Consider the following 26902-nt stretch of genomic DNA (forward strand, 5'->3'; position numbering starts at 1 on the left):
GGGCCGGGCCGCCCGCTGCCCCCGGGCCGGCGGCCGTCAGGCGGTGGCGCAGCGTTCCCGCAGGGTGACCACGCCAGGGCCGGTGAGCTCGTCGCGGTACACGGCGCGGCCGGCCATCGCCATGGTCAGCGTCAGCGTGCTGCCGCTGACCACTGTGCCGGTCCCGGCGGCAAAGGGCCCGTCCGTCACCGCCAGCCGTAGCCCCTTGATGACGTGGTACCGGGCCCAGTCGTCGGCGAGGGCGGCTCGCTCGGTGTGCGTGAGCGCCTACAGTGCTTGGCGGGGACGGAGCAGCGTCCTCGATCATTACGAGCACCCCACCCATGTCGCCCTGCCCACCGGTCAAGATGGCAGGACAGGCCCTAGCCTGCCCGCGATCGCGAGTCGGGGCTGTCAACCGGTCGTCGTCGCACCCGGCTCGCAGTTGTCCGCGCGAGATAGCCGATCGCCGTGACGGTGAGAGCCGTCAACAGGACCTGCACGGGCCACGGGATCACCCATGCGATCGCCAGGAGCGTGAGGGCGGTGTGATGACGTGAGGTTTCGGGGATGCTGACTTCCCACTCGTAGTTCTCGTCCGGATCCGTGGTGAGTACCTGCCACTGCGTGCTGACGGGCACGCCGCGGACCGGTCCTGAAGCGGGCAGACCCACCCGGTTCCAGTGCCCCACGCACCGGCTGTGCTGCCTCTCCAACCGGTCGTAGGTGACGTAGCAGTGGTCCACTACAACCCGAGTAGGCGCCGGTACGACGCCCGCTGCGTAGGCCATCGCGGCTACGGCTGCGACGAGGCCGATCCACGCGACCGCTCGCCTTACGATGGTGGGGACGAGAGTGACTGGCATGATGCCTCTCTCAGTTCTGGCAGCGATCCCTCGGGAAGATAAGCCTCCCAAGGCCCATCCACAGGTTTCAAGCCTGCTCCTCGTGGGAGCCACGATCGGGAGCCACGGGCCCGTACGCGACCGAACGAGGCCGAACGGATCGGCCGGGTAAGGCCTGGCAGCTACGGCGAGGCGGACGCCATCGAACGCCGTCACGCGGACTTGGCAATCTACGGATCTGTGAGTGTCACGTCTGGCGGTTCTGGGTGGACTGCCGCCAGGATCGGTGCCGGTGTTGTCGGGTGACTCGCTGGGTTTGGCCGCGGAGCTGCGTGCTCTTCTTCTGACTTGTCCTCGGCAGTGCCGGCACCGGCCTGGCCCACCGGGTTGGCTGATAAGAAGCCTGTCCGCGCTGCAACCCGTCACTCCGCACAGATGTGCCGTTCGATGACTCCGCCCAGGCCCGGCGCCGACCCCTGGCCCCATGCCTGGGAAGGAGACCGAGGCTCGAACGTGCCATCGAGGGCTCACCTGCGGAAACGGGTGTAGATCGACTGCCAGGAACCGGACCGGGCCGGCACATCACGCCACGCCGCCCCGGGCCGGATCTTCCACACAATCCCGTTGAGCACCCGCCGGTCATCCGCCCGCGGCCGACCACCAGTCACCGCCGACGGCAGGTACCTCGACAGCGCTTCCCACTCGACCCGCCGTCGGTCCTGCCATTCCTCTCGTAGCGTGGAGACCAGAGCTTGAGGGATGGAGGTTCATGGCTGAGACGAGACGCCAGTTTGATCCGCAGTTCCGGGCGGGTGCGGCCCAGGCCCGGCAGCAGCCGAACAACATGACCGACCTCCTCAAAGGCGTAGCAGAGGTCGACTTCGTACTCGGCCCGAACTGGACGGTCGGCTGGCCGCCGGCGCCGGACGGCACGGAGCCCGCCCCCACGGTGGGGGCGGGCTCCGTGGTGTTGCGTGGTGGTCAGTTCACGGTGCCGATCGAGACGTTGCCCCGCCCGACGACCGCGCCCTGGTCGGTGACCACGAGCAGTTCACCGAAGAGGCGGCGACCCGCGGCCGGCGCCGACTGGGCGGTCACGGAGCCGGTCAGGCTGGCCGTCGCGCCGGTGCCCAGCGTGGCGGTGGTGGCAGCCGCGTCCAGAGTGCCGAGCGCCGAGGCGTAGAACACGTCCCGGTAGTCGTACGACGTGGTGCCGGCGGGCACCGAGTACCCGTCGATGATCACGTCGTAGGTGCCGGCGGCCGGGTTCGTCACCGAGACCGATTCGTCCGAGTCGCCGTCGGCCGAGGACGCCACCCTCACGCCGTTGCGCTGGAGGGTCAGGTCCAGGTCGGCCTTCGGGTCGCTCGGGTTGTTGATGGCCACGTCGAGCCGGGTCGCGCCTGCCGGAACGGTGACCTGGTACGTCTGCCGCTCACCGTCGGCGATCGTCGGCCGGCTGACCGCAGCGCTGCCCAGCGGGCCACCCTTGCCGGTGACCGTGACCGGGCCGAACGCGTTGGTCAGGTTCCAGGTCACCGGGGTGGCCTGGCCGGGGGTGACGCTGGGCAGCTCCACCGTGGCCGGGTCAACCTTCACGCCCTGCACTGCGGCGCTGAGCGTGAACGGGTTCTCCAGCAGCGGCGAGGTGCGCCGCGACTCGACCTCGATCTCCCAGAGGCCCGGCATCGGGTTGGCGTAGTCCCGCTCGTCCGGCTTGCAGGCGGCCGGGCTCGAGAAGTTGCTGTAGCAGCCCAGGCTGGAGGTGCTCTCCACCGGCACGCCGTACGGGTTGAACGCGATGAACCGGGTCTGCGACCCGTCGGCCAGGCCGGACAGGTTGACCTGCAGCGCCGAGGCGCCCGTCGGCACGTTGACGAAGTACGAGGTGAACCCGTTGCGCTCCACCGACCCGGAGGTGGTGAAGCCGTACCCCGGCGCCTTCAGGTCCTGGCCGATGACCAGGGTGTTGAGCACCTCGAAGTCGACGCCCGCCGTGGCCGGGTCGTCCACCCGCATGACGGCGCTGTGCACGCCGTACCCGCCCTTGGTCTCCAGGTGGAGCGTGACCGGCTTGTTCAGCGGCAGCACCAGGCTGTGCTGGTAGTCGCGGAACGTGCCGTCGTTGCCCAGCAGGGTCACGTCATGCCGGACGGGCTTGCTGGAACCCGTGGTCCGGGTGAACGTGACGGCGTACTCCCGGTCCTCGTTGGCGCGCTGGCCGCCCTGGCCGACCGCGCATCGGTTGTAGACGCCGGTTCCGGTGTTCGGGGTGGCCAGGTAGCCGGAGAGGGGCGTGCAGACCGGCGCGGAGACGGTGTAACCACGCTGCTGCAGGTCACGGCCCGCCAGCAGGTCCCAGGCCCCGACGGTGTTGAACGCACCGTTGCCCTGGCCGTGCGCCGGCACGCCGTCGATCCACTTCGCCGAGGAGTAGATCGCGCGACGCAGCTGGGCGGGGGAGACGGTGAACCCGTTCGCCTTGCTGGCCGAGAGCAGCAGCGCCGCCGCGCCGGTGGCCTGCGGGGAGGCCATCGACGTGCCGTTCAGCATCGAGTAGCCCGGCGGCAGCTGGTAGCCGGCCTCGGGCACCGATCCGCCCGGCTGCCACATTGGGGTGGTGGAAATCGCCGAACCCGGGGCGGTGATGGTCGGCTTGAAACCGCCGTCCTCGCGCGGGCCGCGGGAGGAGAAGTTGAACAGCTGGTACGGCGTCCGGGTCTCGGAGCCGTAGTTGGCCCGCCAGGTCTCCTTGCTCACACCGGCGGCGACGCTGACCACGCTGCTGGCCACCGACGGGTCGCCGACGGTGTTGATGCCCGGGCCCGAGTTGCCGGCCGAGATGAACATCTGCACGCCGTAGTCGTTGATCAGCCGGTCGTAGAGCTGCGCGCGGGCGTTGTTGGCGTCGTTGAGCGCCGGCAGGCCACCGATCGACATGTTGATCACGTCGACGTGCCGGTTGACGACCAGCTCGACCATGCCGTCGGTGAGCGCCGCGTAGGTGCAGCCGCCGCCCCAGTTGCAGGCCCGGGCCGAGACCAGCTTGGCGCCGGGGGCGGCGCCGTCGAAGGCGGCGTCGCCGAACATGTCGTTGGCCGCGGTGATGCCGGCGACGTGCGAGCCGTGCTGGGCTTCGACGATGCCGATGTTGACGAAGTCGGCCTTGCCGGGCAGCCCGGCGGGGGTGGTGTCGACGTCCTCGCGGTACTCAACGACGAACGGCGTCCGCTCGGCGATCGCGGTGGCGGGGTTGTCGGTGCCGAAGTGGCCGACGTCGTAGCGCTCCTTGTAGGGGCGCATCACCGCGTCGTCGGTGAAGTCGCGGTTCTGGTTGGTGTCCACCCGGATGTCGTGGGTCTCCGGGTCGTAGAGGATGCCGAACGTGTCGGTCTTGTCGCCGTCCTTGTTGATGTCGCCGCCGGGCTCGTCGTTGGCGGTGATGCTCTCCGAGAACCGGTTGATCCGCCAGGTGCCCTCCGGCGCCGTCCAGGTTGCGCCGGCGTAACTGAAGGCCGGCCCGGTGACCTGCGTCAGCATGGCCCGCCAGGTCCCGTCGCCGTCCAGCAGCGGGTCGGTCGCGGTGAACCAGTCGACGATCTTGCGCTCGCCGGTCGACGTGGTCTGCAGCGCCGGGTTGTCCAGGTCCACACCGGAGTCCATGATGCCGATCGTCACGCCCCGGCCGTCCCACTCGGGGTGGGCCTGCTTGAACGCGACGGCGCCGGTCTCGTTGGTCGGCATGTACGGGTTGGCGGCGGGGGTGTCGGGGCCGGGTGCCGGCGCCGAGGCGGCCTGCGCCGCGCCCTCCGCCGCTCCGGTGAGCGGTTCCGGCTTCGGCAGCGGGATCGACTCGTTCAGGTCGAGCGCGGCCACGCCGGGCAGCTTCGCGGCCCGCAGGACAGCGTCGGTGGGAACGGTGGCGCGGACGTATCCGACCCCGTCCACCTGCTTGGCCACGGTGCCGCCCAGCTTGCGCAGCTCGGCGGCGACGGCGCCGGCCTTGCCCTTGTCGGTGGCGATGATCAGGACCACGGTCTTGTCGCCCTCGGCCCGGGCCTGGGCGAGCAGCTCGTGGTCGTGGGACCCGAGCTTGTCGGACCCGTGGCCCTTTGGCGTGCTGGCTTCGGTCTGCGGGGCCGCGCTGGCGGTGGTGGCGCCGCCGGTCAGCGCGATCGCGCCGACCGCGACGACGGATGCGGCGAACCCGGCCGAGACGCGCCGGGCCCACGTGGGGGGTCTTGTCACGGTGTCTTCCTCCGGCGAGAAAGGAGCCCTTGGGGGTGCAGGGCGAATGAGATGGGGCTTCGGTGCTTGGCGGGCGCCCGTCACCGGCGCGGTGCTTGTGGTGACCTGACTGTGACGCGGACCGAGCAGCCCTGTAACAATGACGCGAATAGTTGCAGGGCGACAACCAATACCTCGGGCATTGCGCTGCGTCGATCGTCCGCCTCGGCTGCCCGGTCGGATGATGTTTGTGACTGATCGGGTCAGTCGGACTTGTCCACATGAGGCTGCGAAAAAACGTCGCAACCGGTCATCGTCGGGGAGTTCCGAGGCCTGGGGCTGCCGGGGTGCCAGCTCCACCTGCGCCCGGGGTGACCAATTCCTGGTCGGAGATGCCCGGCTCGGCGGGCTTGCGCGCGCTGACCAGCACCCGTGCCTCCAGCGACCCGACCGTCGGCGATCACCATGCCCAGGCGAGGCGGCTCCGCTCCCTGATTGACCTATGCTCGCGGTCATGTCCCTGGCGAGTGCGGGCGGTGCGAGCCGCTGGTTCGGGTCGGTGGCGCAGTCGACTGGCGATGCGCAGGTCTTCGTCTTTCCGTATGCCGGTGGCATCGCCGCGTCGTTCATGGAGTGGCAGGCGAAGGCTGACCCGGAGCTGTCGTTGCAGGTCGCGCTGATGCCGGCCAGGGGAACCCGCCTGCACGAGCCGCCCGTCGACGACGTCACGGAGCTGGTGGACCAGCTGACGACGGCGGTCATCGAGCGGGCGTCGGGGCCGTTCCTGCTGTTCGGGCACAGCCTGGGTGCGCTGGTGGCGTTCGAGGTGACCCGGGAGCTGCGCCGCCGGGGCGCGCCCGATCCGCTGGCGCTGCTGGTCAGCGGCGCCGAGGCGCCGCAGACCCGGCTGGTCGGGCGGCGCTATCACGAACTCGACGACACCGGCCTGATCGAGGCGCTGCGAGACTTCGGGGCCACCCCGGCCGGACTGCTGGCGGACCGGGAGATGATGGAGCTCATCCTGCCGGGTATCCGGGCCGACTTCGCCCTGTCCGAACGGTACGCCTACCGCGCCGAGCCACCGCTGGAGTTGCCGGTGCACGTGCTGCTCGGCGACATGGACGAGCACGTGGACCCGGACCGGGCGGCCGGGTGGATCCTGGAATGCGCGGCCCCGCCACGGCGACATGTCTTCGCCGGTGGGCATTTCTTCCTGACTGACTACCAGACGGAAATCCTGGACCTTATGCGCCGCATCGTCGCCAGTCACAACGCTGCGCCGTAATTGTCGACAAAGGAGGCGTAAGGACCCCTGCCCGCTTCAGGCCTTCCATCGTGTCGGTTTTTCGACCTGGCGGGCCGGCGAGACACGGTGTTAAAGTTCGCCATCCGTTCATCAAGGGACGTCGCTGACCAGGCGGCAAACCGTTGCGTGCGCCGAGGTGCACATGAGCTCGTCGTACTTGCCGTCCTTGGTTCTGCGTGACTACCTGCACACGGTGGCGACCGTCCACCCCCAGCTGCGCGAGGTGCTGGATTTCGAGCGCCCGGGCGCGGCTGCGGCGCTGGCGGAGCTGACCGCCACGGTGAGCGAGTTCGACACCGACTCCACCGGCCGGGGCGACTCCTACCGCCGGGCCCAGCGCGACACCCTGGTGCGCTGGACCGGGATGCGGCAACTGCTGGAGCTGGCCACTCCGCCCGGATCCGAGCCGGTCACCCTCATCCTGGACGTGCTCGGCGGCGACGGCACCGTCGCGCGCGCGGCGAGCAGCCAGGCCGCCTGCTTCGAGTCCAAGCTGGCGTTCATCACCGGCGACCTGTCCGGCCACATGGTCGACAAGGCGCTCGCGCACGGCCTGCCCGCCGTACGCCAGGCCGCGCACTTTCTGTTCCTGCGCGACGCCAGCCTGGACGCGGTGCTGCTGGCCTACGGAACGCATCACATCCCGGCACACCAGCGGCCGCTGGCGGTGGCGGAGGCGGCCCGGGTGGTCCGCCCCGGTGGCCGGATCGTGCTGCACGACTTCGACGAGTCGAGCCCGATGGCCGGATTCTTCGGCGAGACGGTGCATTCGCACGCCTCCGGCGGCCACGACTACCGGCATTTCAGCCGAGCCGAACTGACCGACCTGTTCACCCGGGCCGATCTGCCGGTGCGCATCGTCGACCTTTATGACCCGCTGATCGTGCGCGCCGACACCGCAGAATCGGCGTACGCGCGGATACGCGACTATGTCGGCGACATGTACGGGATACGGGAATTTTTCGCGACGCTGAGCGATGACGAAGTGTGGCGGTTGCTGACGCACCACTTCGACCACACCGGCTACCTGGCCGCGCTCGGTGGCCGTGACGACATCCCGGCGCGGCCGGTGCTCTACCGGGCCGACGGGCAGTTCGTCGCCGAGGTGCCCCGGATGGCGATCGTCGCGGTCGCGACAAGGACGGCATGACCCCATGTCCAGCCCGCGCTACCTGATCGATCTGGTGCACCGGCCCTCGGGCGCCGACGCCGACCGGCCCGCGATCGTCGCCCCCGACGGTGAGCTGAGCTACGCACAGCTGTGGGAGCGGATCGGCGCGACGGCCGAACTGCTGCGCCGGGCCGGGATCAGCCCGGGTGACCTGGTCGGCCTCTACCTGCACCGGTCCGCCGACTACGTGACGTCGCTGCTGGCGACGCTCACGGTGGGCGCGGTCGCGGTGCCGATCGATCCCGAGCTGCCCTCCGGCCGGGCCGAGCAGATGCTCGCCTTGGCCGCGCCCCGGCTCGTCCTGTACGCGGACCGGCCCGCGACCGTCGCCGCGCCGGCGGGCACCCGCTGGCGCGATGTGCGTGCCGCCAAGGTGGTGGCGGGGACCGATCCGCTGGATCGCGCGGGCTGGCTGCCGCCGGGGGAGCAGGCCGCGCTGGTGTTGTTCACCTCGGGTTCCACCGGCCAGGCGAAGGGTGTGGTGCTGCACCACGCCGGGCTGGTCAACCGGCTGGCCTGGGGCCACGACTGGTTCGGTTTCGCCGCCGACGACCGGGTGCTGCACAAGGCGTCGATCGGGTTCGACGCGTCGGTGCACGAGATCTTCTCACCGCTCATCGCCGGTGGCACCGTGGTCATCGCGGGGTCGGGCCTGCAATTCGACAGTCTCGGCCTGGTCCGGCTGATCCAGCGGGAAGCTGTCACGACCGCGCATTTCGTGCCGACCATGCTGCGGCACCTGCTCGACGAGCCGGAGCTGCCCGGATGTGTCACCTTGCGGCGGGTGCTGTGCGGCGGTGAGGCGCTGGACATGCAGCTGGTCCGGCGGTTCCGTGCGGCGCTGCCGGCCGGGCTGTTCAACGGCTACGGCCCCAGCGAGACCTCGATCAACGTGTCCTACTGGGACTGCTCCGAGGCGTACGCGGGCAGCATCGCCCCGATCGGCCGGATCATCGACGGGGTGTCGGCGCGGGTACTGGACGAGGAGTTCCGGCCGGTCGCCGACGGCGAGACCGGTGAGCTGTGGATCGGCGGGGTCGCGGTCGGCCTGGGCTACCTGCGCGACGACGAGCGGACGGCACACCGTTTCCGGCCCGATCCGGCGCAACCGGGCGCCCGGCTCTACCGCACCGGTGACCTGGTGCGGGTCGCGCCGGAGGGTTTCCTGGAGTTCCGGGGCCGGGTCGACGACCAGGTCAAGATCCGGGGCATCCGGGTGGAGCCGGGCGAGGTCGCCGCAGTGCTGCGCAAGCATCCCGCCGTGCACGACGCGGTGGTCGTCGCCGTGCCGGACGAGGACGGGCCGCGCCTGGTCGGGTACGTGGTGCCGCAGCCACGGCGGGCCCCGACGATCGGCGGGCTGCCCCGGTTCCGGCTGCCCAACGGCATGGCGATGACGGCGGCGTCGCCGGACGAGGCCGTCTTCCTCTACCGGCAGATCTTCGACCACGCGGAGTATTCCCGGTTCGGCGTACGCCTCGGAGACGGCGCGGTCGTTGTCGACGTGGGCGCCAATATCGGCCTGTTCTCGCTGTGGGCGACCCGGCAGGCACGCGACGTGCACCTGATCGCGGTCGAGCCGAACCCGGACACGCTGCCGTACCTTCGGGCCAACCTCAGCCTCTACGCCGAGTCCGCGACCATCGTGGAGGCCGCGGTCACCGACGTGGCGGGCACGGCCGAGCTGATCTCGTTTCCCGAGCTGAGCTACCTGTCCGGCCTGGGCGCCGACCGGGCCGACTCCGCGTCGGACCTGGTCCGGTCGCATTACCGGCAGGGCGGCGGCGACGCCGACGAGGCCGAGCAGGCCGCGCTGCTGGCCGACGCGCACCGGCGCCTGACCTCGGTGGCGCACGTGGTGCCGACGGTGACCCTGTCCGCGCTGCTGGACCGGTTCGACCTGGACCGGGTCGACCTGCTGAAGGTCAACACCGAGGGCGCCGAGCTGAGTGTGCTGCGCGGCCTGCGCCCGGAGCACTGGCCCCGCATCGGCCAGGTGTGCCTCGAGGTCGAACGCAGCAGCGTGACCGCGCCGCAGGTCCGCGAGCTGCTGTCGGCGGCCGGGTTCGAGGTGCACGAGATCGGTGACTGGAACGTCGGCGCGGACGCCGATGTCAGCTACCTCTACGCGATGCGGCCGCAGGATCAGCCGCCGGCGGCCTCGCCCTGGGACGAGCCCGCCGACCAGCTGCTGACCACCGGGCTGCTCCAGGGATACCTGTCGTCGGTGCTGCCGCCCGCGATGCACCCGGACCAGCTCGTCTTCGTCGACAGCCTGCCCCGCCTGCCCAACGGCAAGGTGGCCCGGCTGGAGCTGCCGCCGCCACCCCGGCGGCACGTGGAATCGACCCCGGAGCGGGGCAGCGCCCTCGCCGACCGGCTGCGCGAGGCGTGGCGGGTCACGCTCGGCGTCGACGCCGTCCATGACGACGACAACTTCCTCGCTCTCGGCGGGCACTCGCTGACCGCGCTGCGGTTGGCGCGCCGGGTACGCGAGATGGCCGACCTGGAGGTGTCCCCGGCGAGCTGCCTGCGCGCCGGGTCCTTCGCCGACTGGTTGACCCGGGTCACGGACGCGAGACGCGATGTCAGCCCCCCTCGGTGACGCGCCGCGGCACGTCGTCGTGGTGGGCGGCGGCCAGCTCGCCCGCTCGCTGTGCGATTCCCTGGCCTCGATGCACACCCCCCGGCGGATGCGCGTGACCGTGCTGGCCCGTAACCTGACCGCCGCCCTCGGCGTGGCCCGGGGCGCGCAGGTTCGCGCCACGGTCGCCGGGACCGGGGTCGACTTCACCGGCGAGCCGTTCACCGCCGAACCGTCCACCGAACCCGGCGGCGGGTACGCCGCCGACGCCGTGTCGATGGCCCGGCTGCGCCCCGACGTGCTGGTCTGCGCCGCGTCGGCCCAGTCGCCGTACGAGCGGGTGCACGCGCCGTCGGCCTGGACGGAGCTGATCGCCGCGGCCGGCTTCGGGGTGACGCTTGCGTTGCAGGCGGAGCTGGTGTCTCGGCTCGCCGCCGCGCTGGCCGGCGGCGCACCGGACGCGGTGCTGGTCAACGGCTGCTTCCCGGACGCGGTCAACCCGCTGTTGGCTGCGCTGGATCTGCCCGTGCTGAGCGGCATCGGCAACGTGGCGACGCTGGCCGCGTGTCTGGACGCCGCGCTGGGCCGTCCCGGGCCGCGGCGGCTGGCTGTGCTCGGCCACCATGCCCACCTCGCCGCGCCCGGCCCGAACAGCACCGGGGACGACACCGCCGAGATACGCGCCTGGCTGGACGGCCTGCCCGTCCCGGACGTCACCGGGCTGTTGGCCGGCTACCGCGCCCTGCCCCGGCCGCAGCTGAACGCGCTGGCCGGACATGCCGCCGCCGCCCTGGTGGCGGGGCTCGTCGCCGACGTGGGTGAGGTCGCGGCGAGCCTGCCCGGGCCGCTGGGGCTGCCGGGCGGCTATCCGGTCCTGATCAGCGGTGGCCAGGCGCAGCTGCGGCTGCCGCCCGAGGTCAGCGCGGCGCAGGCCGTCGCCTGGAACACCGCCGCCGGGCACCGGGACGGCGTCGAGGTCAGCGACGGCCACGTGCGTTATCCGGAGCACGCCCGGGCGGCGCTGTCGGCGTACCAGCCGGAACTGGCCGAAGGCTGGCGCGTGACCGACATGCCAGAGGTCTTCGCCCGGTTCATCGCCCTGCGCGACCATCTGCGAGCGGCGCCACCGACGCCGGCGCATGCCCCTCGTGTGTTGGAGGAATCCCGATGCCTGTGACCGCCCCGACCACACGGAACCTGATCACCGACTATTACGACGTCATCGCCTCGGCCGTGGATCAGTGCGGCGCCGTCCCGGGCGGCCCTGCCGGGACGCCCGGCTTCGCGCCCGGCTTCGACCTGCCCGAGCTGACCCCGGCGATGCGCGAGTACTACGCCGCCGCCACCGCGAGCTGGTCCCCGCTGGGCGAATACGCCGGGCACCACCTCCAGCTGCTCGACCTGACCGCCAACCCGGGCACCCAGACCACCAAGACGTTCGCGTCGATGGTGATCGTCGCCCGCGCGGTGGAATACATCCGCCGCACCGGGACCCGGCTGTGCATCTTCACGCCGACCTCCGGCAACAAGGGGGTCGCCCTGCGCGACGCGGTGGCCCGCGCCTACGCGGCTGGGCTGGTGACGCCGGAGCAGCTGTCCATCGTGGTGCTGGCGCCGCAGTCGACCCGGCACAAGTTCCGCCACGACGCGCTGGCCACCGACCCGCGGTCACGCCAGGTCAACCCGCTGCTGCGCTACACCGGCAGCGACCCGGAAGGGGTGAAGGCGCTCGGCCGCGCGTTCGTCGACGAGTACGCCGCCACCATGCACGACAAGCACGGCGTCACGCTGTGGTACACCCTCGACCTGAGGAACTACCTGGTCGCGGACGCCGCCCGGGCCGCCTTCGAGGCTGACGTGGCCCCGGCCAGCGCTGCCCGCCCCCGCTGGCACGCCCACGCCGTCTCCAGCGCCTTCGGCCTGCTCGGCTACAACCTGGGCCGCGACGTGCTCGAAGCGGCGGGCCACGCCAGCACAGGCGACCGCCCGGGCTTCCTGCTCGTGCAGCACCTCGGCACGCCCGACATGGTGCTCAACCTGCGCCACGGTTCGTTCGACCGGAACAACTGCCCGGCCTACACGCTGGATGAGGGCGTGGGCGCCTGGACGCAGGACAAGGACCCCCACTTCCCGGCCGTCACCGACGACCCGGCCGAGGTGCTCGACCCCACCTTCTACACCCACCGCCCGGTGACCTCCCCGGCGATGAACGCCTTGATCGAGCGGCACGGTGGCGACGGCATCGTCGTGTCGCGGCGCGAGTGCGCCCAGCGCTACCCGGTGGCCCGGGACTGGCTGGCCAACGCCGGGCTCAACCTGCCCGCCGACCCCGAGCAGCTGCGGGAGTGGTCGATCGTGATGGCGCTGACCGGTGTCTGCAACGCCATCGACCGCGGCCTGGTGCCGGCCGGGCACGACATCGTGGTGCACGGCACCGGCAGCTACGCCAACGACTTCACCGTCGCCGCCGCGGACGCCGAGGTGTCCACGGTCGCCGACATCGTGGCCGCCGTCCTGAGTAAATGGTGAGCCCGGCGTACTCCGACCGCCCGCTCGGCCTGTCACCCGAGCGGGCCGCCTGGCTTGCCGCGCAGGCCCACGCCGCCGGGGTCACCCCGGCCGCGGTGGTCCTCACCGCGACCGCCCTGCTGGTACGCCGGTACACCGGCGCCCAGGTCGTGACGCTGCGGCACGGCGACGACCTGGTGGCGCTGGATCTGGCCGCCGACGCCCCGATCCGCGAGCTGTGGCGGTCGGTGCACCCGGCACCGCCGGGTTCCACCGCCGACGCCAGCGTCCGGTTGGGCCCCGCCCTCGGCGACGGCGCCGTGTCGGGACTGCCCGGCGACTACGCCGACGACCTCTGCGCCGACCTGAGCGAGTTTCTGTCCGCCCTGGACCCGGCCGCGTCGTCGGCCGACGTGCTGCCCTCGGCCCGCTACGAGCAACGCCCGGCACCACAACTGGCCCGGCTGCACGGGGGCGACGGCACCGAAGCCGACGGCGTACGCGGTGACACGATCCCGGCCGCGTTCGCATCGGTCGTCGCCGCGCACCCGCAGCGGATGGCGGTGCTGGCCGACGACGCGGCCGCGACCTATCGCGAACTCGGCGCCGCCGTGGCCGCGACCGCCGTTGCCCTGGCCGACCCGGGCACCGGCCCGGCGCCGCCCGCCCCGGTCGGGGTGCTGTGCCGCCACGGCGTCGCCACCATCACCGGCATCCTGGCGGTGCTGGCCTCGGGGTCCGCGTACGTGCCGCTGGACACCGTGTTCCCGGCGGTCCGGCTGGCCGGGATGCTGCGCGACGCCGGGGTGCGGGCCATCGTCACGGACCCCGAGCACGCGCGGCTCGCCGCCACGCTGGCCGCCGAAGCGGGGCTGCCGCAGCTGCCGATCGTGCACCTGCAGCCGGGCGCCGCCCCGGCCGACCTGTCGGTGCTGCGGGGGCACGCGCGGCCGGACGACCCGGCGTACGTGCTCTACACCTCCGGGTCGACCGGAATGCCGAAGGGTGTGGTGCAGAGCCACCGCAACGTGCTGTTCGGCGTACGCAACCACGTGTGCAACTTCGCCATCCGGCCGGACGACCGCACCAGCGTGCTCACCTCGTTCGGCTACGACATGGCGGTCACCGACACGTTCAGCGCCCTGCTGTCCGGCGCCGCCGCCGTCCCCGTCGACGTTCGCGCGCACGGCCTCGGCCACCTGACCGGCGCCCTCGCCGACCGGGGCGTCACGATCTACCACTCCACCCCGACCGTCTACCGATACCTGGTGGCGAGCCTGGGCGAGGGACGGCGGCTGCCGTCCATCCGCGCCGTCGTGCTCGGCGGCGAGGAGGTGACCCGGCACGACGTGACGCTGGCCCGGCGCTCGTTCGCGCCCGGTGTCGTGTTCGTCAACGGGTACGGCACCACCGAGATCAGCTTCGCCGCGCAGCACCACCTGCCGGCGGACGCGCCGCTGGAGCAGGCCGTCGTGCCGATCGGGTATCCGCTGCCGGGCATCGAGGTGGTGCTGGCCGACCCGGCCGGGCGTCCGACCTGCCTGACCGGCGAGGTGATCGTGGGTACCCCGCACGTCGCACTGGGGTACCTGGGCCGGCCGGAGCTCACCGCGGCCCGGTTCATCGAGCACGGCGGGGTGCGGGCGTACCGGACCGGGGACATCGCGCGGCGGCTGCCCGACGGGATGCTGGTCTACCTGAGTCGCAGCGACCGGATGGTGAAGATCCGCGGCTACCGGGTGGAGCTGGGCGAGGTTGAGGCCCACCTGGCCGGGTTGCCCGGGGTGGGCCAGGCGGCCGTGGTGGCCCGGCGCGGCGCGGCCGGCACCGGCGAGCACGAGATCATCGCGTACGCGGTCCCGGCCCTGGGGGCGAGCGTCGAGCCGGGGCGGCTGCGGGAGCAGTTGGTGGCGGTGCTGCCGGACTTCATGGTGCCCCGGGCCGTGGTGACGGTCACGCAGCTGCCGATGGGCCCGACCGGCAAGCTCGACCAGGCCGCCCTGCCCGATCCGGTCGCCGAGGCCGGGCGAACCGTCGTGGGGGTCGGCGGGCCACCGTGCGGGCCGGTCGAGGAGACGATCGCGGCGGGCTGGTGCGCGGCGCTGGGACTGCCCGCCGTGGACCGCCACGTGAGCTTCTTCGAGTTGGGCGGGCATTCGCTCCAGCTCGCCCTGCTGCAGCGGCACCTCGAGGAACGCCTCGACCGGCGGGTGCCGCTGGCCCGGCTGATGGAGTTCCCGACGGTGGCGCAGCTGGCGGCGCACCTGGGGGCGGCGGCGGACGCCGATGGCGTACCGGTGGACGGTCGCCTGGCGGCGGTCAGGCAGCGGATGGCGCGACGCAGGGCCGCGCGCGGCGGTGGCGGCGGGCAGGGGGAGACGTGAGCGAGGACGACCAGATCGCGGTGGTGGGCCTGTCCTGCCGAGTGCCCGGCGCGGACGACGCACCCGCCATGTGGCAGAACCTGCTGGCCGGGGTGGACTCGGTGCGTCGGCTGACCGCCGCCGAGGGCGCGCTCACCGACCCCGACTGGGTGCCGGTGTTCGGGCGGCTCGACGACCTGGACGGTTTCGACGCCGACCTGTTCGGCTATCCCGCCGAGCTGGCGGCGCTGCTCGATCCGCAGCACCGGCTGTTCCTCGAGGTCGCCTGGCGCGCCCTGGAGGACGCCGGAATCGATCCCGACCGTGACCCGGCCCAGGTCGGCGTGTTCGCCGGCTGCGGCCCCAACCGGTACCTGCACCATCACCTGCTGGGCAATCCCGCCCTGAAGCCCGGCTTCGGTGGCCTGGCCGAGGACTGGGACGACGCGCTGACCGGTTCGGGCTGCGACTACCTGCCGACGCGCACCGCGTACGCGTTGGGGCTGGCGGGACCGGCCGTGGCCATCCAGACCGCCTGCTCGACATCGCTGGTCGCGGTGTGCCAGGCGGCGCAGAGCCTGCTCGACTACCGCTGCGACGTGGCGATCGCCGGTGGCGCGGCGGTGGTCTCGACCCGGCAGGCCGGTTACCGCCTGCGGCCGGGCGGCCTGCTGGCCACGGACGGGGTGTGCCGCCCCTACGACGCGGCCGCGACCGGGCAGGTGTTCGGCAACGGCGCCGGTGCGGTGGTGCTCAAGCGCCTCGCCGAGGCGCGAGCCGACGGCGACAACGTCTACGCCGTCCTGCCGGGCTGGGCGGTGAACAACGACGGCGCCGACCGGCCCGGCTTCACCATACCGGGCGTGGCCGGGCAGGCGTCGGTGCTGGCGGAGGCGCTGGCGTCGGTGGGCTGGGACCCGGCCGATGTGGGCTACCTGGAGGGTCACGGCACCGGCACCTCGGTGGGCGACGCGATCGAGGTCGACGCCCTGACTCGGGTACGCCGGCGCAGCCGCGGCCCGCTGCTGCTCGGCTCGGTCAAGGGCAACCTCGGCAACCTGGACGCCGCCGCCGGGGTGATCTCCCTGATCAAGACCGTGTACGCCGTCCATACCGGACAGGTGCCGGGGACGGCACACTTCACCCGCCCGCATGACGATGTCGACCTGGCCGCGGCGGGCGCCGAGGTCAGCGCGCAGGCCCGGCCGTGGACCGGGCACCGCCGGGCCGGGGTGAGCTCGTTCGGCCTCGGCGGCACCAACGCGCACGTGCTGGTGCAGCACGTGCCCGGTGCGGACGACCATGACGAGTCGAACAGCGAGCTCGGACAGGAACGTCACGACCGGATGGTGCTGGGGCTGTCGGCGGGCAGCCCGACGGCGCTGCGGGAGTCGGCCCGACGGCTGGCCGAGCGGCTCGCCGTGGGTGACCTCGCCGTGGCGGACGTGGCGCACACCCTGGCGGTGGGACGGCGGCGGCTGGCCTGCCGGGCCGCCGTCGGATGCGCCGACGCCCAGGAGGCGGTCGGGCGGTTGACCGCGCTCGCGCAGGGCGAACCGGCGGCCCACGACGCCGCCGCGCGCTCCTGGCTGGACGGTGGCGACCTGCCTGCGGTGCGGGGGCGGCGGGTTCGGCTGCCCGGCTATCCGTTCCAGCGGACCCGACACTGGATCGAGGCGACCCGATGAACGGCCCCCACCTGCCCTATCCCGAGCTGTGCCTGCCCGACCTGGTCGCCGGGCACGCCCAGCGGCGCCCCCACGCGCCCGCCGTCGTGCAGGGCGACCTGACCCTGAGCTACCGCGACCTCGTCGGCCGGGCCAGCGCCCTCGCCGCGTCGCTGCGCGCCCACGGCATCGCCCCGGACGACCTCGTCGGTGTCTGCGTGGACCGCCGCCCGGACCTGGTGGTCGCCCTGCTCGGCGTGCAGGCGGCCGGCGCGGGGTATGTCCCGCTCGACCCCGCGCTGCCGCCGCAGCGGTTGCGCGAACTGTCCGCCGAGGCCCGCCTCGAGGTCATCGTCGGTGCGCCCACCGCCGCGCCCGAAGCCTTCGGCGAGGTGACCGTGCTGGGCGTACCAGCCGAAACGGCGCCCTGGCAGCCGACGCCCGCGACGCTGTCCACCACGGCGTACGCGATGTTCACGTCCGGGTCGACCGGGCAGCCCAAGGGCGCGGTGATCGAGCACCGGGCGCTGACCGAGAAGGTCACCAACATCGCGGACTTCTCCAACTACGGCGAGGCGACCCGGTGCCTGGCCTTCGCCTCCATCGGGTTCGACGCGTCCGTGGCCGACCTGCTCGCTCCGCTGGCCGCCGGCGGCACGGTCGTGCTGGCCGGCGACGCCGAGCGGGCCGACCCGACCCGGCTCTACCGGGTGTGCGCCGAACAGGGCGTCGACGTGGTGGTGCTGCCGCCGCCGATCCTGCCGCTGCTGGACCCGACCCGGCTGCCCGGCGTTCGGCTGGTCATGACCGGTGGGGAAGCGACCGGCCCGGAGCAGGTCGGCCGGTGGACCGCGGGAGGCCGCCGGTTCATCAGCGTCTACGGCCCGACCGAGGCGACGGTGTTGGTGTCCTGGTTCGAGGGCAACGGCACCTGGACCCGGCCCATCCCGATCGGCAGGCCCGCCGCCAACCACCGCATCCACCTCGTCGACGACAGCCTGCGCGAGGTCGGCCCCGGTGAGATCGGCGAGGTGCTCGCCGGCGGGCCGGGGCTGGGCCGCGGCTACCTGTTCGACGCCGCGCGCACGGCCGAGCGGTTCATCCCGGATCCGTTCACGGCGCAGCCCGGGCAGCGGCTCTACCGCACCGGTGATCTCGCCCGATGGTTGCCCGACGGGAGCCTGGAATTCCTCGGCCGCGCCGACCGGCAGGTCAAGATCCGGGGACAGCGCGTCGAGCTCGGCGAGGTGGAGGCGGTGCTGCGCCGCCACCCCGAGGTGGGCAACGCCAGCGTCCAGGCGCGCGGCGGCCCCGGCGGCCAGGAACTCGTCGCGTACGTGGCGACCGGCCTGGACGTGGCGGACCTGCGCGCCCACTGCGCGCGGCTGCTGCCGCCCGCGGCCGTCCCGGCGCGGATGTTCACCATGGCCGAGCTGCCGATCACCATCAACGGCAAGATCGACACCGAGCGGCTGGCCGCCCTCGCCGAACCCGCCCCGGCACCGCAGGGCGAGGCACCGGCCACCGACACCGAACGCCTCATCGCGCAGGCCTGGGCGGTGCTGCTGGACGAGCCGGCCCTCGACCGCGACGCCGACTTCTACGACCACGGCGGACACTCCATCACCGCGATGCGGCTGGTCGCCGACCTGCGCAAGCGGCTCGGCCGGAACATCGCGATCGAGGACGTGCTGATCGGGCGTACGCTGCGCGGCATCGCCGCCCGCGCCGACGCCGCCGCCGAAGCCGGCCCGGCCACCGCCTCCCGGGGCCGTCCACCGGCCCTGTCCCCGGCGCAGCAGCGGCTGTGGTTCCTCGACCGCTACTTCCACGCCGCCCCATCGGCCTACAACGTCGCCTTCGCCGAGCGGCTCACCGGCCCCCTCGACATCGCGGCCCTGGCCACGGCCCTCACCGCCGTCGCGGACCGCCAGCAGATCCTGCGCTGGCGCATCCCGGACACCGACGGCGTCCCGTACGCCGTGGCCGACCCGCCCGCGCCGGTGCCGCTGCCCGTGCGGGAACTGGCCCCGGGCACAGACCTCGCCACCCACCTCGCGGCGGGTGCGGCGGCACCGTTCACGCTGGCCACCGACACGCTGTGGCGGGCCGAACTGATCCGCACCGGCGCCGACGAGCACGTGCTGGCCGTCTACGCCCACCACGCCGTGTTCGACGGCTGGTCCCAGTCGCTGTTCTACGCCGACCTCGCCACCGCCTACCGCGCCGCGCTCGGCGACGGGCCGCCGCTGCCGCCACTGCCCGCCACCTACGGCGACTATGTCGCGTGGCGCGCCGACCGCTCCCGGCGACGCGCCCAGCAGGACCTGGACTGGTGGCTGGAGCACCTGACCGGCGTACCCGTCGTGCTGGAGCTGCCCGGAGGACGAGACCGGCCCGCCGAACAGACCTTCACCAGCGCGACCGTGACCACCCGGCTGGACCGGGCCGCGACCGCCGCCCTCACCGACCTCGCCGCCGGGCTCGGCGCGACCCCGGCCGCCGCCGTGCTGGCCGCGTTCGCGCTGGTGCTGACCCGGCGCACCGGCCACCCGGACCTGGTCATCGGCACGCCCACCGTGGACCGGCGAACCGTCGACTTCGAGCAGATGGTCGGGTTCTTCATCGAGATCGCACCGCTGCGGCTGCGTCAGGCCCCCGAGGCGGGCTTCGCCGAGCATGTGCGCGCCGCGCGGGAGGAACTCCTCGCCGCGCTCGCGCACCCGGAAGCGCCGGTGGAACGCCTCGTCGGCGGGTTCGGCCTCGGGGGCCTGCTCGACCGCAGCCCACTGGTGCAGGTGCTGTTCAACATGTACACGTTCGACGAACCGAAGCTGGACCTGGCCGGGCTCGACAGCGAGCCGGTGCCGGTGGCCGCGCCCGGGTCGCCGTTCGATCTCACCCTCTACGGCGTGACCCGGGACGGGCACCTGCGCGTGGAGATCGTCTTCAACCCGGAGGTCTACGGCACCGACCTGATGACGGCCCTGCTCGGCGAGGTCGAGCAACTGCTGCGGGCCGGGACCGCCGATCCGCGGCAACCCGTGTCACAACTGCCCGGCTGGACGGCCATCCCGGCCGGGACGCCGGGCCACGTGACCCGGGCCGCCCGGGTCAAACGGGCCGTGGGCCGGTCGGGCGCGATCACCCAACGCCCCGCCACCGCCACCGAACGCCAGATCGCGTCGGTCTGGTGCAACGTGCTCGGCATACCGGAGGTGGCGGCCACGGACAGCTTCTTCGACATCGGCGGTGGCTCACTGGCCGTCGCCGTCGTGCAGCGGCAACTCAACCGGCTGCTCGGCACGAACCTGCGGCTGGTGGACCTGTTCCGCCATCCGACCGTGCGCACCCTCGCCACGCACCTGGACAGCACCCGCGCGTCGGAGGAATCACCTGCGGAAAGCGCCGAGGACGCGGCCGTGGAACGGGCCGCCCGCCGCGGCGCCGTCCGACTTCAGCGCGCCCGGCGCCGCTGGACCGACGAGCCCGCGGTCGAAGGTGATCCGGCGTGACGCATCTGGTCCCCCTCGGTGACACCGGCTGGTCGGTCTGGCGTGACGTGCTGCTGCGCAGCGCCGGGTTCCCCGCCGACGGCCTGGACCGCTTCGCCGCACCGGACTGCGCCGACGCCGCCGACCGTCACCTCGCCGGTGACCTCGACGCGGCGGCGTTCACGGCCGTGTACGCCGACGCCACCCGGGCGTCGGCGGCGGCGGTGTGCCAGATCGCCGCCGACCCGCTGTTCCGTGAGGCCGTGACCTGGCAGAACCCGGACGTCCTGGTGGCGCTCGACGGGCTGGTCACCGACGGCCCGGACGGGCCACGCAACGTCCGCCGCCGGGGCCGGGAAAACGTCGTCGCCGGGTACTGGCAACGCTATGTCGCCAAGTGCGAAACCATCGGCTTCTTCGGGCCGGTGTGCTGGGGCACCGTCGAACCCGGCCCGGCCACCATCACCACCATGCCCGGCCCCGGCCTGCTCCGCCAACGCGCCGTCCACCTCGAATACTGGGCCCTTTGCGCGTACGCGGACAGGCTGGCGGCGGACCCGCCGGTGCGGGCGTGGCTGGCCCCGACCCTGGCGCCGCACGCCCACCTGGACGGGCGGGTCGTGCACCGGCCCGCCCAACGCCCGACGCCGGTGTCGCTGACCGAGTCGATCGCGCTGGCTTGCTGCGACGGCCGCCGCCCCGCGCGGGAGATCGTCGACGACCTGGTCCGCGACGAGCAGGCCGGCGTACGCCGGGCCGAGGAGGGGTTCCTGCTCCTGGCGCACCTGGCCGAACGGGGCCTGCTGCGCTGGGACTTCGACCTGCCGCAGGGCTTCGCCGCCCAGGCGTGCCTGCGCGAACGGATCGGCGCCATCGGCGACCCGGCGCTGCGGGACAACGCCCTGGCCGGGCTGAACCGGCTGACCGATGCCCGGACCCGGGTCGCTGTCGCCGCCGGTGACCCCACCGCGCTGGCCGACGCGCTGTCGGCACTGGACGCCGAGTTCACCGAGCTGACCGGGTTGCCGCCGCGCCGCCGGGCCGGGCAGAACTACGCCGGGCGGGCGCTGTGCCACGAGGAGACCGCCCGCGACGTGGAGTTCACCGTCGGCACCGGCCTGCTCGACTCCCTGGCCCCGGCACTGGCGTGTGCGTTGCAGGCGGCGCGCTGGCTCACCGCCGAACTGGCCACGGCCTACGCCGACGCGCTGCGCGACCTGTACGCCGAGTTGAGCGGCGACGGACCGGTCCGCCTCGGCGACCTGTGGTTCCTCGCCCAGGGCCCGCTGTTCGGGCCCAGCGAGCGGCCCGTCGACCGGGTCGCGCACGAATTCGCCACCCGCTGGGAACGGGTGCTCGGGCTCGCCGACCTGCCCGCCGACGCCGCGCGGCTGCAGGTCAGCTCGGCCGACCTGGCGCCCCGGGTGGCCGAGCAGTTCCCGGCCACCCGGCCCGGCTGGAGTGCCGGCCGGGTGCACAGCCCGGACCTGCAGATCTTCGCCGAGTCGCCGCAGGCGCTGGCCGACGGCGAGTTCGGGGCGGTGCTCGGTGAGCTGCACGCGGCGTACGCGACGTTCAACGCCGAACTGTTCACGCACTGCCATCCCGACCTGGACCGACTACGGCGCGCGTACGCGGCGGACCTGGGCTCGGGACGGCTGCGCCCGCTCTACCCGGTCGACTTCCCCCGGGTCGGCGGCCGGTTGTCGGCGTCTCTGTTCGGGCCCGGCGACCACCAGCTCGCGTTCGCCGACGCGCCGGGCGCCCGACGGGGTCGGCTCGTGCCGGCCAACGCCGCCCTGGTGTCAGAAGTGGACGGCACCATGGTGGCGACCGGGCCCGACGGCACCCGCTGGCCGCTGGTCGAGGTGTTCTCCGACCTGATCGCGGTGCACGCCGCCGACGCGTTCAAGCTGATGACCGAACGCCCACACAGCCCCCGGATCACCGTGGACAACCTGGTGCTGGCCCGGGAGACCTGGCGCACCACGGTCGGGCAGACCGGCCTGACCAGCACCATCGACCAGGCACAGCGCTACCTCGCGGTACGCCGGTGGCGGGCCGCGCTGGGCCTGCCCGAGCGGGTCTTCATCCGGGTGGCCACCGAGCTCAAACCCACGTACGCCGACCTGAGCAGCCCGCTGTACGCCAACCGGCTCTGCCTGCTGCTGCGGGCGGCACACCGGGCGGGCGGCGACGACGTGCCGGTGACGGTGTCGGAGCTGCTGCCGCAACTGTCACAGGCGTGGCTGCCCGACGGACAGGGCCGCCACTACGTCAGCGAGCTGCGCCTGCACATCCGCGACTCGGCCGAGCCAGAGGAGGCGCCGTGACCGACGAGACAGTGGAGCCGATCGCGATCGTCGGGCTCAGCCTGCGCGTACCAGGGGCGTCGTCGGCGGAGCAGTTCTGGCGCAACCTGGTCGACGGCACCGAGTCGTTCACCCGGTTCAGCCGGGCCGAGCTGCTGGCGCGCGGGGTCAGCGAGGACGAACTCGACGACCCGGCGTACGTGCCGGTGGCGGCCGTGCTCGACCAGTTCGACCATTTCGACGCGGGCCTGTTCGGCATGAGCCCACGCGACGCGGAGCTGGCAGACCCGCAGCAGCGGCTGTTCCTGGAGCACGCGCACGCCGCCCTGATCGACGCGGGCTGCGACCCGACCCGCTACGACGGCGAGATCGGCGTCTACGCGGGCAGCAACGCCGACCTGTACCAGTGGCTCAACGTCCGGCGCAATCCGCAGGCGCTGGCGGACGCGGGGGAGCTGCGGGTGTCGCTGGGCAACAAGCCCGACTACCTGGCCAGCACCGTGTCGTTCCGGCTCAACCTGCGCGGCCCGGCGATGACCGTGCAGACCGCCTGCTCGTCGTCGCTGGTGGCGGTGCACCTGGCCAGCGAGGCGCTGCGCAACGGCGAGTGCGACACGGCGCTCGCGGGCGGGGTGTGCGTGGAGCTGCCACATGCCGTCGGGTATCTCGCCGACGATGGGTACACGTCCGCCGACGGGCACTGCCGCCCGTTCGACGCGCAGGCCAACGGCACCGTCTACGGCAGCGGGGTCGGGGTCGTCGTGCTCAAGCGGCTGTCCGACGCGCTGGCCGAAGGAGACGACATCCGCGCGCTGATCATCGGCAACGCGGTCAACAACGACGGCACCACCAAGGCGAGCTTCACCGCGCCCAGCGTCAGCGGGCAGTTGGAGGTCGTCGTGCAGGCCCTCGCGGTCGCCGGCGTCACCCCACGCTCGGTCAGCTACGTGGAGGCGCACGGCACCGGCACGGTCCTCGGCGACTCGATCGAGATCGCGGCGTTGACGGCGGCCTACGGGCGGCGCACCACCGAGCGGGGCTGGTGTGGGGTCGGCTCGACCAAGGCCAACATCGGCCACCTCAGCGCGGCCGGTGGGGTGATCGGCCTGATCAAGACGGTGCTGTCGATGCAGCACCGGCTCATCCCGCCCAGCATCAACCACGACCGGCCGCACCCGGAGATCGACTTCGAGGCGAGCCCGTTCTACGTGGTGTCGACGCTGACCAAGTGGGAGCCCGAGGAGCAGCGGCCGCTGCGGGCCGGGGTGAGCTCCCTCGGCCTCGGCGGCACCAACGCGCACCTGCTGCTCCAGGAAGCGCCCCCTCCCGCACCCGCCACGGCGCCGCGCCACGGTGAGGGCGAGCTGATCCAGGTGTCCGCCGCGACCCCGGCCGCGCTGGCGGCGGCGTGCGCCCAGGTGGCCACCCGGCTCACCGACCGGCCGGAGTTGGAGCTGCGCGATGTGGCGTACACCTTGCGGGAGGGACGGCCGGTCCATCAGCACCGCGCCGCCGTCGTCGCGGTGGACCGGGCGCAGGCGGCCGCAGCGCTGACCGACCCGAGGCGTCGGGCCGGCGGCGACGCCGCGAGCGTGCCCCGGGTGGGCCTGCTCTTCCCCGGCCAGGGCTCGCAGCACCCCGGCATGGGTGCGCGCCTCGCCGAGACCGAGCCGGAGTTCGCGGCCACCGTGGCCGAATGTGCCGGCATCCTCGGCTGGGACCCGCACGAGCTGATCTTCAGCACGCAGGCCGGCGCCGACCAGCGGCTGACCGAACCCGCGGTGCTGCAACCCGCCCTGTTCACCATCGAATACGCCACCGCGATGCTGTGGCGGCGCTGGGGTGTCACACCCGCCGCCATGATCGGCCACTCCATCGGCGAGCTGGTGGCGGCGACCGTGGCCGGGGTCTTCGACCTGCCCGACGCGCTGCGGCTCGCCGCTGCCCGGGGCCGACTGGTCCAGGCCGCGCCGCAGGGCCGCATGCTCGCCGTGCAGCGCGGCGCCGACGAGATCTCCCCCCTGCTGCCCGCCGGCGTCGCCGTGGCGATCAGCAACGGCCCCAACACCTGCGTGCTGGCCGGCGCATCGGACCCGGTGACCGCATTCGCCGACACGCTGCGCGAACGCGGCGTCAGCTGCACCCTGCTGCGGTCGCCGTACGCGATGCACGTGCCGCTGCTGGACCCGGTGCGCGAGGAGTTCGCGGCGCTGGTGGCGGCGGTGCCGCGCCGGGCGCCGAGCCTGCCGGTGTGGTCGGCCGCGACCGCCGCACCGTTCAGCGACGCGCAGATCACCGATCCGGCGTACTGGGGGGAGCAGCTGTGCCGTCCGGTGCGGTTCGGGGCCACGGTGGCAGCGCTCGCCGCGACGGGCACCGCCGACGAGTGGCTGCTGCTGGAGTGCGGTCCCGGCCGCCAGCTCGCCGGCCTCGCCCGGCTCAACCTGCCGCCGGGGGCCAGGGCACCGCTGCGTACGCTGCCCGCGCCGGGGGAGAAGCTGACCGACCGGCAGACCGCCTACGAGGCGGCGGGCCGGTTGTGGACGGCCGGTGTCCCGGTACGGCTGCCCGCGCCGGACAAACCACGCCGGGTGCCCCTGCCCGGGTACCCGTACCAGCGGACCCGGCACTGGATCGACCCGGCGCCGGTGGCCGCACCAGCCGAACCGGCCCCCGACCGCCGCCACGACGACGGGGTAGTCGAGGTGCCGGTCTGGCACCAACTGCCCGCCACGGCACCCGCCGAGGCGCCCGGTCAGCTGCTGCTCTTCGCCGCCGGTGAGCGGGGCACAGCCCTCGCGGCCCGGCTGCGTGAGCGCGGCACCGACGTCACCGTGGTCCGCCCCGGCGCCGCCTTCGCCGTCCGCCCAGGCGGCTACCAGCTGCGCACGACCAACGCCGCCGACTATCAGCGGCTGCTCGACGAGTGCGCCGACGACGGCCGGGCCGCCCGGATCGTGCACGCCTGGGCGCTGGACGGCGACCCGGCCGGCTCCGATGCGGACGCCGTGTCGGCGGCCCAGGAGCACGGGTACTACGCGCTGCTGACGCTGCTGGACGCGCTGCCGGCCGCCGACGTGGAGCTGGATGTGGTCACCGCCGGCGTGGCCGACGTGACCGGGGCCGACCTGGTGCGCCCGGAACACGCCACGGCGGCCGGGGTGGTGCGCTCGGTCCCGCTGGAACGCCCGCAGCTGCACTGCCACTGGGTCGACGCCGACCCCGGCGACCTCGACGTGGACGCGCTGGTGGACGAACTGCTCGGCGCCGAGCGGGCCGAGACGGTCGCGCTGCGGCTGGGCGGGCGCCGCTGGACCCGCGAGTTCGTTCCGGTCCGGCCGGGTGGGCGTGCCGCCTCCGGGTCGGGCATCCGCGACGGCGGGCGTTACCTGATCACCGGCGGGCTGGGCCGCGTCGGCGGCGCGTTCGCCGCCGAGCTGGCCCGCCGTGGCGCGCAACTGGTGCTGGTGAGCCGCACCGCGCAGCCGCCGCCGGCCGCGATCGAGGCCCTGGCGCGGGCGGGCGCCCGGGTGCGTCACCTCACCGCCGACGTGGCCGACGTGGACGCCATGCGGGCGGTACGCGCCGAAGTCCTGCGTGACCTCGGCGGCCTCGACGGCATCATCCACGCCGCGAAGCTGCCCGACACCGGCCTGTCCGCCGGGTCGCGGCTGGCCGAGGCGGCGGCGGAACTGCGGCCGAAGGTCACCGGCACGCTGGTGCTGCGCGAGGTCTTCGGTGACCTGCCGCTCGACTTCGTGGCGCTGACCTCGTCGGTGACCGCGCTCGCCGGTGGCCTGGGCCGGGCCGACGACACCGCCGCCAACGCGTTCCTCGACGCGTACGCGCGCAGCCCGCACGGCTGGCCGACCCGCCTCGTGTCGCTGGCCTGGGGCGCGTGGCGGGAGGAGGGCGTGCCCGAACACGACGGGTTGCCCCCCGCGGCGGCGGTCGCCGCGGGGCAGCGGGTCCTCGCCGAGGGCCGCACCGGCTCGGTGGCGATCGGCGCCTACACGGTGGCCGCGGTCGCCGGCCACGAACGGCGACTCGCCTCGGCCGCCGCCACGGTGACCTCCACCGTGGCCGCCGCGGACGGCGACCTGACCGCCACCATCGCCCGGATCTGGGGCGACGTCCTCGGCGTCGCCGAGGTCGACCCGCACGACAACTTCTTCCGACTGGGCGGCACCTCGCTGGTGGCGGCGCAGCTGGTGCTGCGCATCCGCCAGGCCGTCGGCGCCCGGCTGTCCATGCGGGTGCTGTTCGATGCGCCGACCGTCGCCGCGATGGCCGCCCGGATCGAGTCGCTGCGCGGCGCACCACCGGCCGCCGACGCGGAGGCACCCATCCCGCGCCTCCGCAGACCGGGGCAGCCGGCATGACCGACTGCACCGCAGCGAAGCAAGGGCCAGGAGGGCATGCCAAGGAGGGCCCGGCATGACCGAC

General features: G+C 73.4%; 14 protein-coding genes and 1 pseudogene. 10 read left to right on the forward strand and 5 right to left on the reverse strand.

All coding sequences use genetic code 11. From position 1 onward, the window contains the following. Window positions 1-36: 36 nt before the first annotated feature. From ABZW14_RS14215 to ABZW14_RS14235, 5 genes and pseudogenes are all read right to left on the reverse strand, one after another. On the reverse strand, window positions 37-189 hold the full coding sequence (locus tag ABZW14_RS14215; RefSeq protein WP_355345159.1) for a hypothetical protein: 153 nt from the start codon (window positions 187-189) through the stop codon (window positions 37-39). A 173-nt stretch (window positions 190-362) separates the two neighbouring features. Continuing rightward, window positions 363-620, reverse strand: a complete 258-nt coding sequence (locus ABZW14_RS14220; protein WP_355345162.1) for a hypothetical protein — start codon at window positions 618-620, stop codon at window positions 363-365. 731 nt (window positions 621-1351) lie between these two features. After that, window positions 1352-1516 (reverse strand): transposase, encoded by a 165-nt coding sequence (locus ABZW14_RS14225; RefSeq protein ID WP_355345713.1) that lies wholly within the window; start codon window positions 1514-1516, stop codon window positions 1352-1354. A gap of 289 nt (window positions 1517-1805) precedes the next feature. Next, the gene (locus ABZW14_RS14230; protein ID WP_355345164.1) at window positions 1806-5072 is read right to left on the reverse strand and encodes a S8 family serine peptidase; all 3267 of its coding nucleotides are present in this window, start codon (window positions 5070-5072) and stop codon (window positions 1806-1808) included. A gap of 294 nt (window positions 5073-5366) precedes the next feature. Continuing rightward, window positions 5367-5502: pseudogene (locus ABZW14_RS14235) on the reverse strand (DNA recombination protein RmuC); the annotation flags it as partial. Between the two features lie 63 nt (window positions 5503-5565). Here ABZW14_RS14235 and ABZW14_RS14240 point away from each other — a divergent pair. The 10 genes from ABZW14_RS14240 to ABZW14_RS14285 all read left to right on the forward strand — a co-directional run bounded on the left by ABZW14_RS14240 (window position 5566) and on the right by ABZW14_RS14285 (window position 26838). Continuing rightward, complete coding sequence (locus ABZW14_RS14240; protein WP_355345167.1) at window positions 5566-6336, forward strand: alpha/beta fold hydrolase; 771 nt, start codon at window positions 5566-5568, stop codon at window positions 6334-6336. Window positions 6337-6499: 163 nt separating this feature from the next. Beyond that, window positions 6500-7507 (forward strand): class I SAM-dependent methyltransferase, encoded by a 1008-nt coding sequence (locus ABZW14_RS14245; protein ID WP_355345170.1) that lies wholly within the window; start codon window positions 6500-6502, stop codon window positions 7505-7507. A 4-nt stretch (window positions 7508-7511) separates the two neighbouring features. After that, window positions 7512-10133, forward strand: a complete 2622-nt coding sequence (locus ABZW14_RS14250; protein ID WP_355345173.1) for an amino acid adenylation domain-containing protein — start codon at window positions 7512-7514, stop codon at window positions 10131-10133. Continuing rightward, window positions 10114-11289 (forward strand): potassium transporter TrkA, encoded by a 1176-nt coding sequence (locus tag ABZW14_RS14255; protein WP_355345176.1) that lies wholly within the window; start codon window positions 10114-10116, stop codon window positions 11287-11289. Before ABZW14_RS14250 ends, ABZW14_RS14255 begins: the two co-directional genes overlap by 20 nt. Then, the gene (locus ABZW14_RS14260) at window positions 11280-12641 is read left to right on the forward strand and encodes a DUF6002 family protein (RefSeq protein WP_355345179.1); all 1362 of its coding nucleotides are present in this window, start codon (window positions 11280-11282) and stop codon (window positions 12639-12641) included. Before ABZW14_RS14255 ends, ABZW14_RS14260 begins: the two co-directional genes overlap by 10 nt. Then, on the forward strand, window positions 12635-15004 hold the full coding sequence (locus ABZW14_RS14265; protein WP_355345182.1) for an amino acid adenylation domain-containing protein: 2370 nt from the start codon (window positions 12635-12637) through the stop codon (window positions 15002-15004). The genes ABZW14_RS14260 and ABZW14_RS14265 overlap by 7 nt, the downstream gene beginning before the upstream one ends. After that, window positions 15001-16671, forward strand: coding sequence for a beta-ketoacyl synthase N-terminal-like domain-containing protein (locus tag ABZW14_RS14270; protein ID WP_355345185.1), 1671 nt, complete (start codon window positions 15001-15003; stop codon window positions 16669-16671). The genes ABZW14_RS14265 and ABZW14_RS14270 overlap by 4 nt, the downstream gene beginning before the upstream one ends. Beyond that, a complete protein-coding gene (locus ABZW14_RS14275) occupies window positions 16668-20165 on the forward strand; it encodes an amino acid adenylation domain-containing protein (protein ID WP_355345188.1) in 3498 nt (1165 codons plus the stop codon). The genes ABZW14_RS14270 and ABZW14_RS14275 overlap by 4 nt, the downstream gene beginning before the upstream one ends. After that, on the forward strand, window positions 20162-22477 hold the full coding sequence (locus tag ABZW14_RS14280; protein WP_355345191.1) for a lantibiotic dehydratase: 2316 nt from the start codon (window positions 20162-20164) through the stop codon (window positions 22475-22477). Before ABZW14_RS14275 ends, ABZW14_RS14280 begins: the two co-directional genes overlap by 4 nt. Next, the gene (locus ABZW14_RS14285; RefSeq protein WP_355345194.1) at window positions 22474-26838 is read left to right on the forward strand and encodes an SDR family NAD(P)-dependent oxidoreductase; all 4365 of its coding nucleotides are present in this window, start codon (window positions 22474-22476) and stop codon (window positions 26836-26838) included. The genes ABZW14_RS14280 and ABZW14_RS14285 overlap by 4 nt, the downstream gene beginning before the upstream one ends. The last annotated feature ends 64 nt before the right edge of the window (window positions 26839-26902 follow it).

Source organism: Micromonospora sp. NPDC004551 (assembly GCF_040609975.1).
GTDB lineage: Bacteria > Actinomycetota > Actinomycetes > Mycobacteriales > Micromonosporaceae > Micromonospora.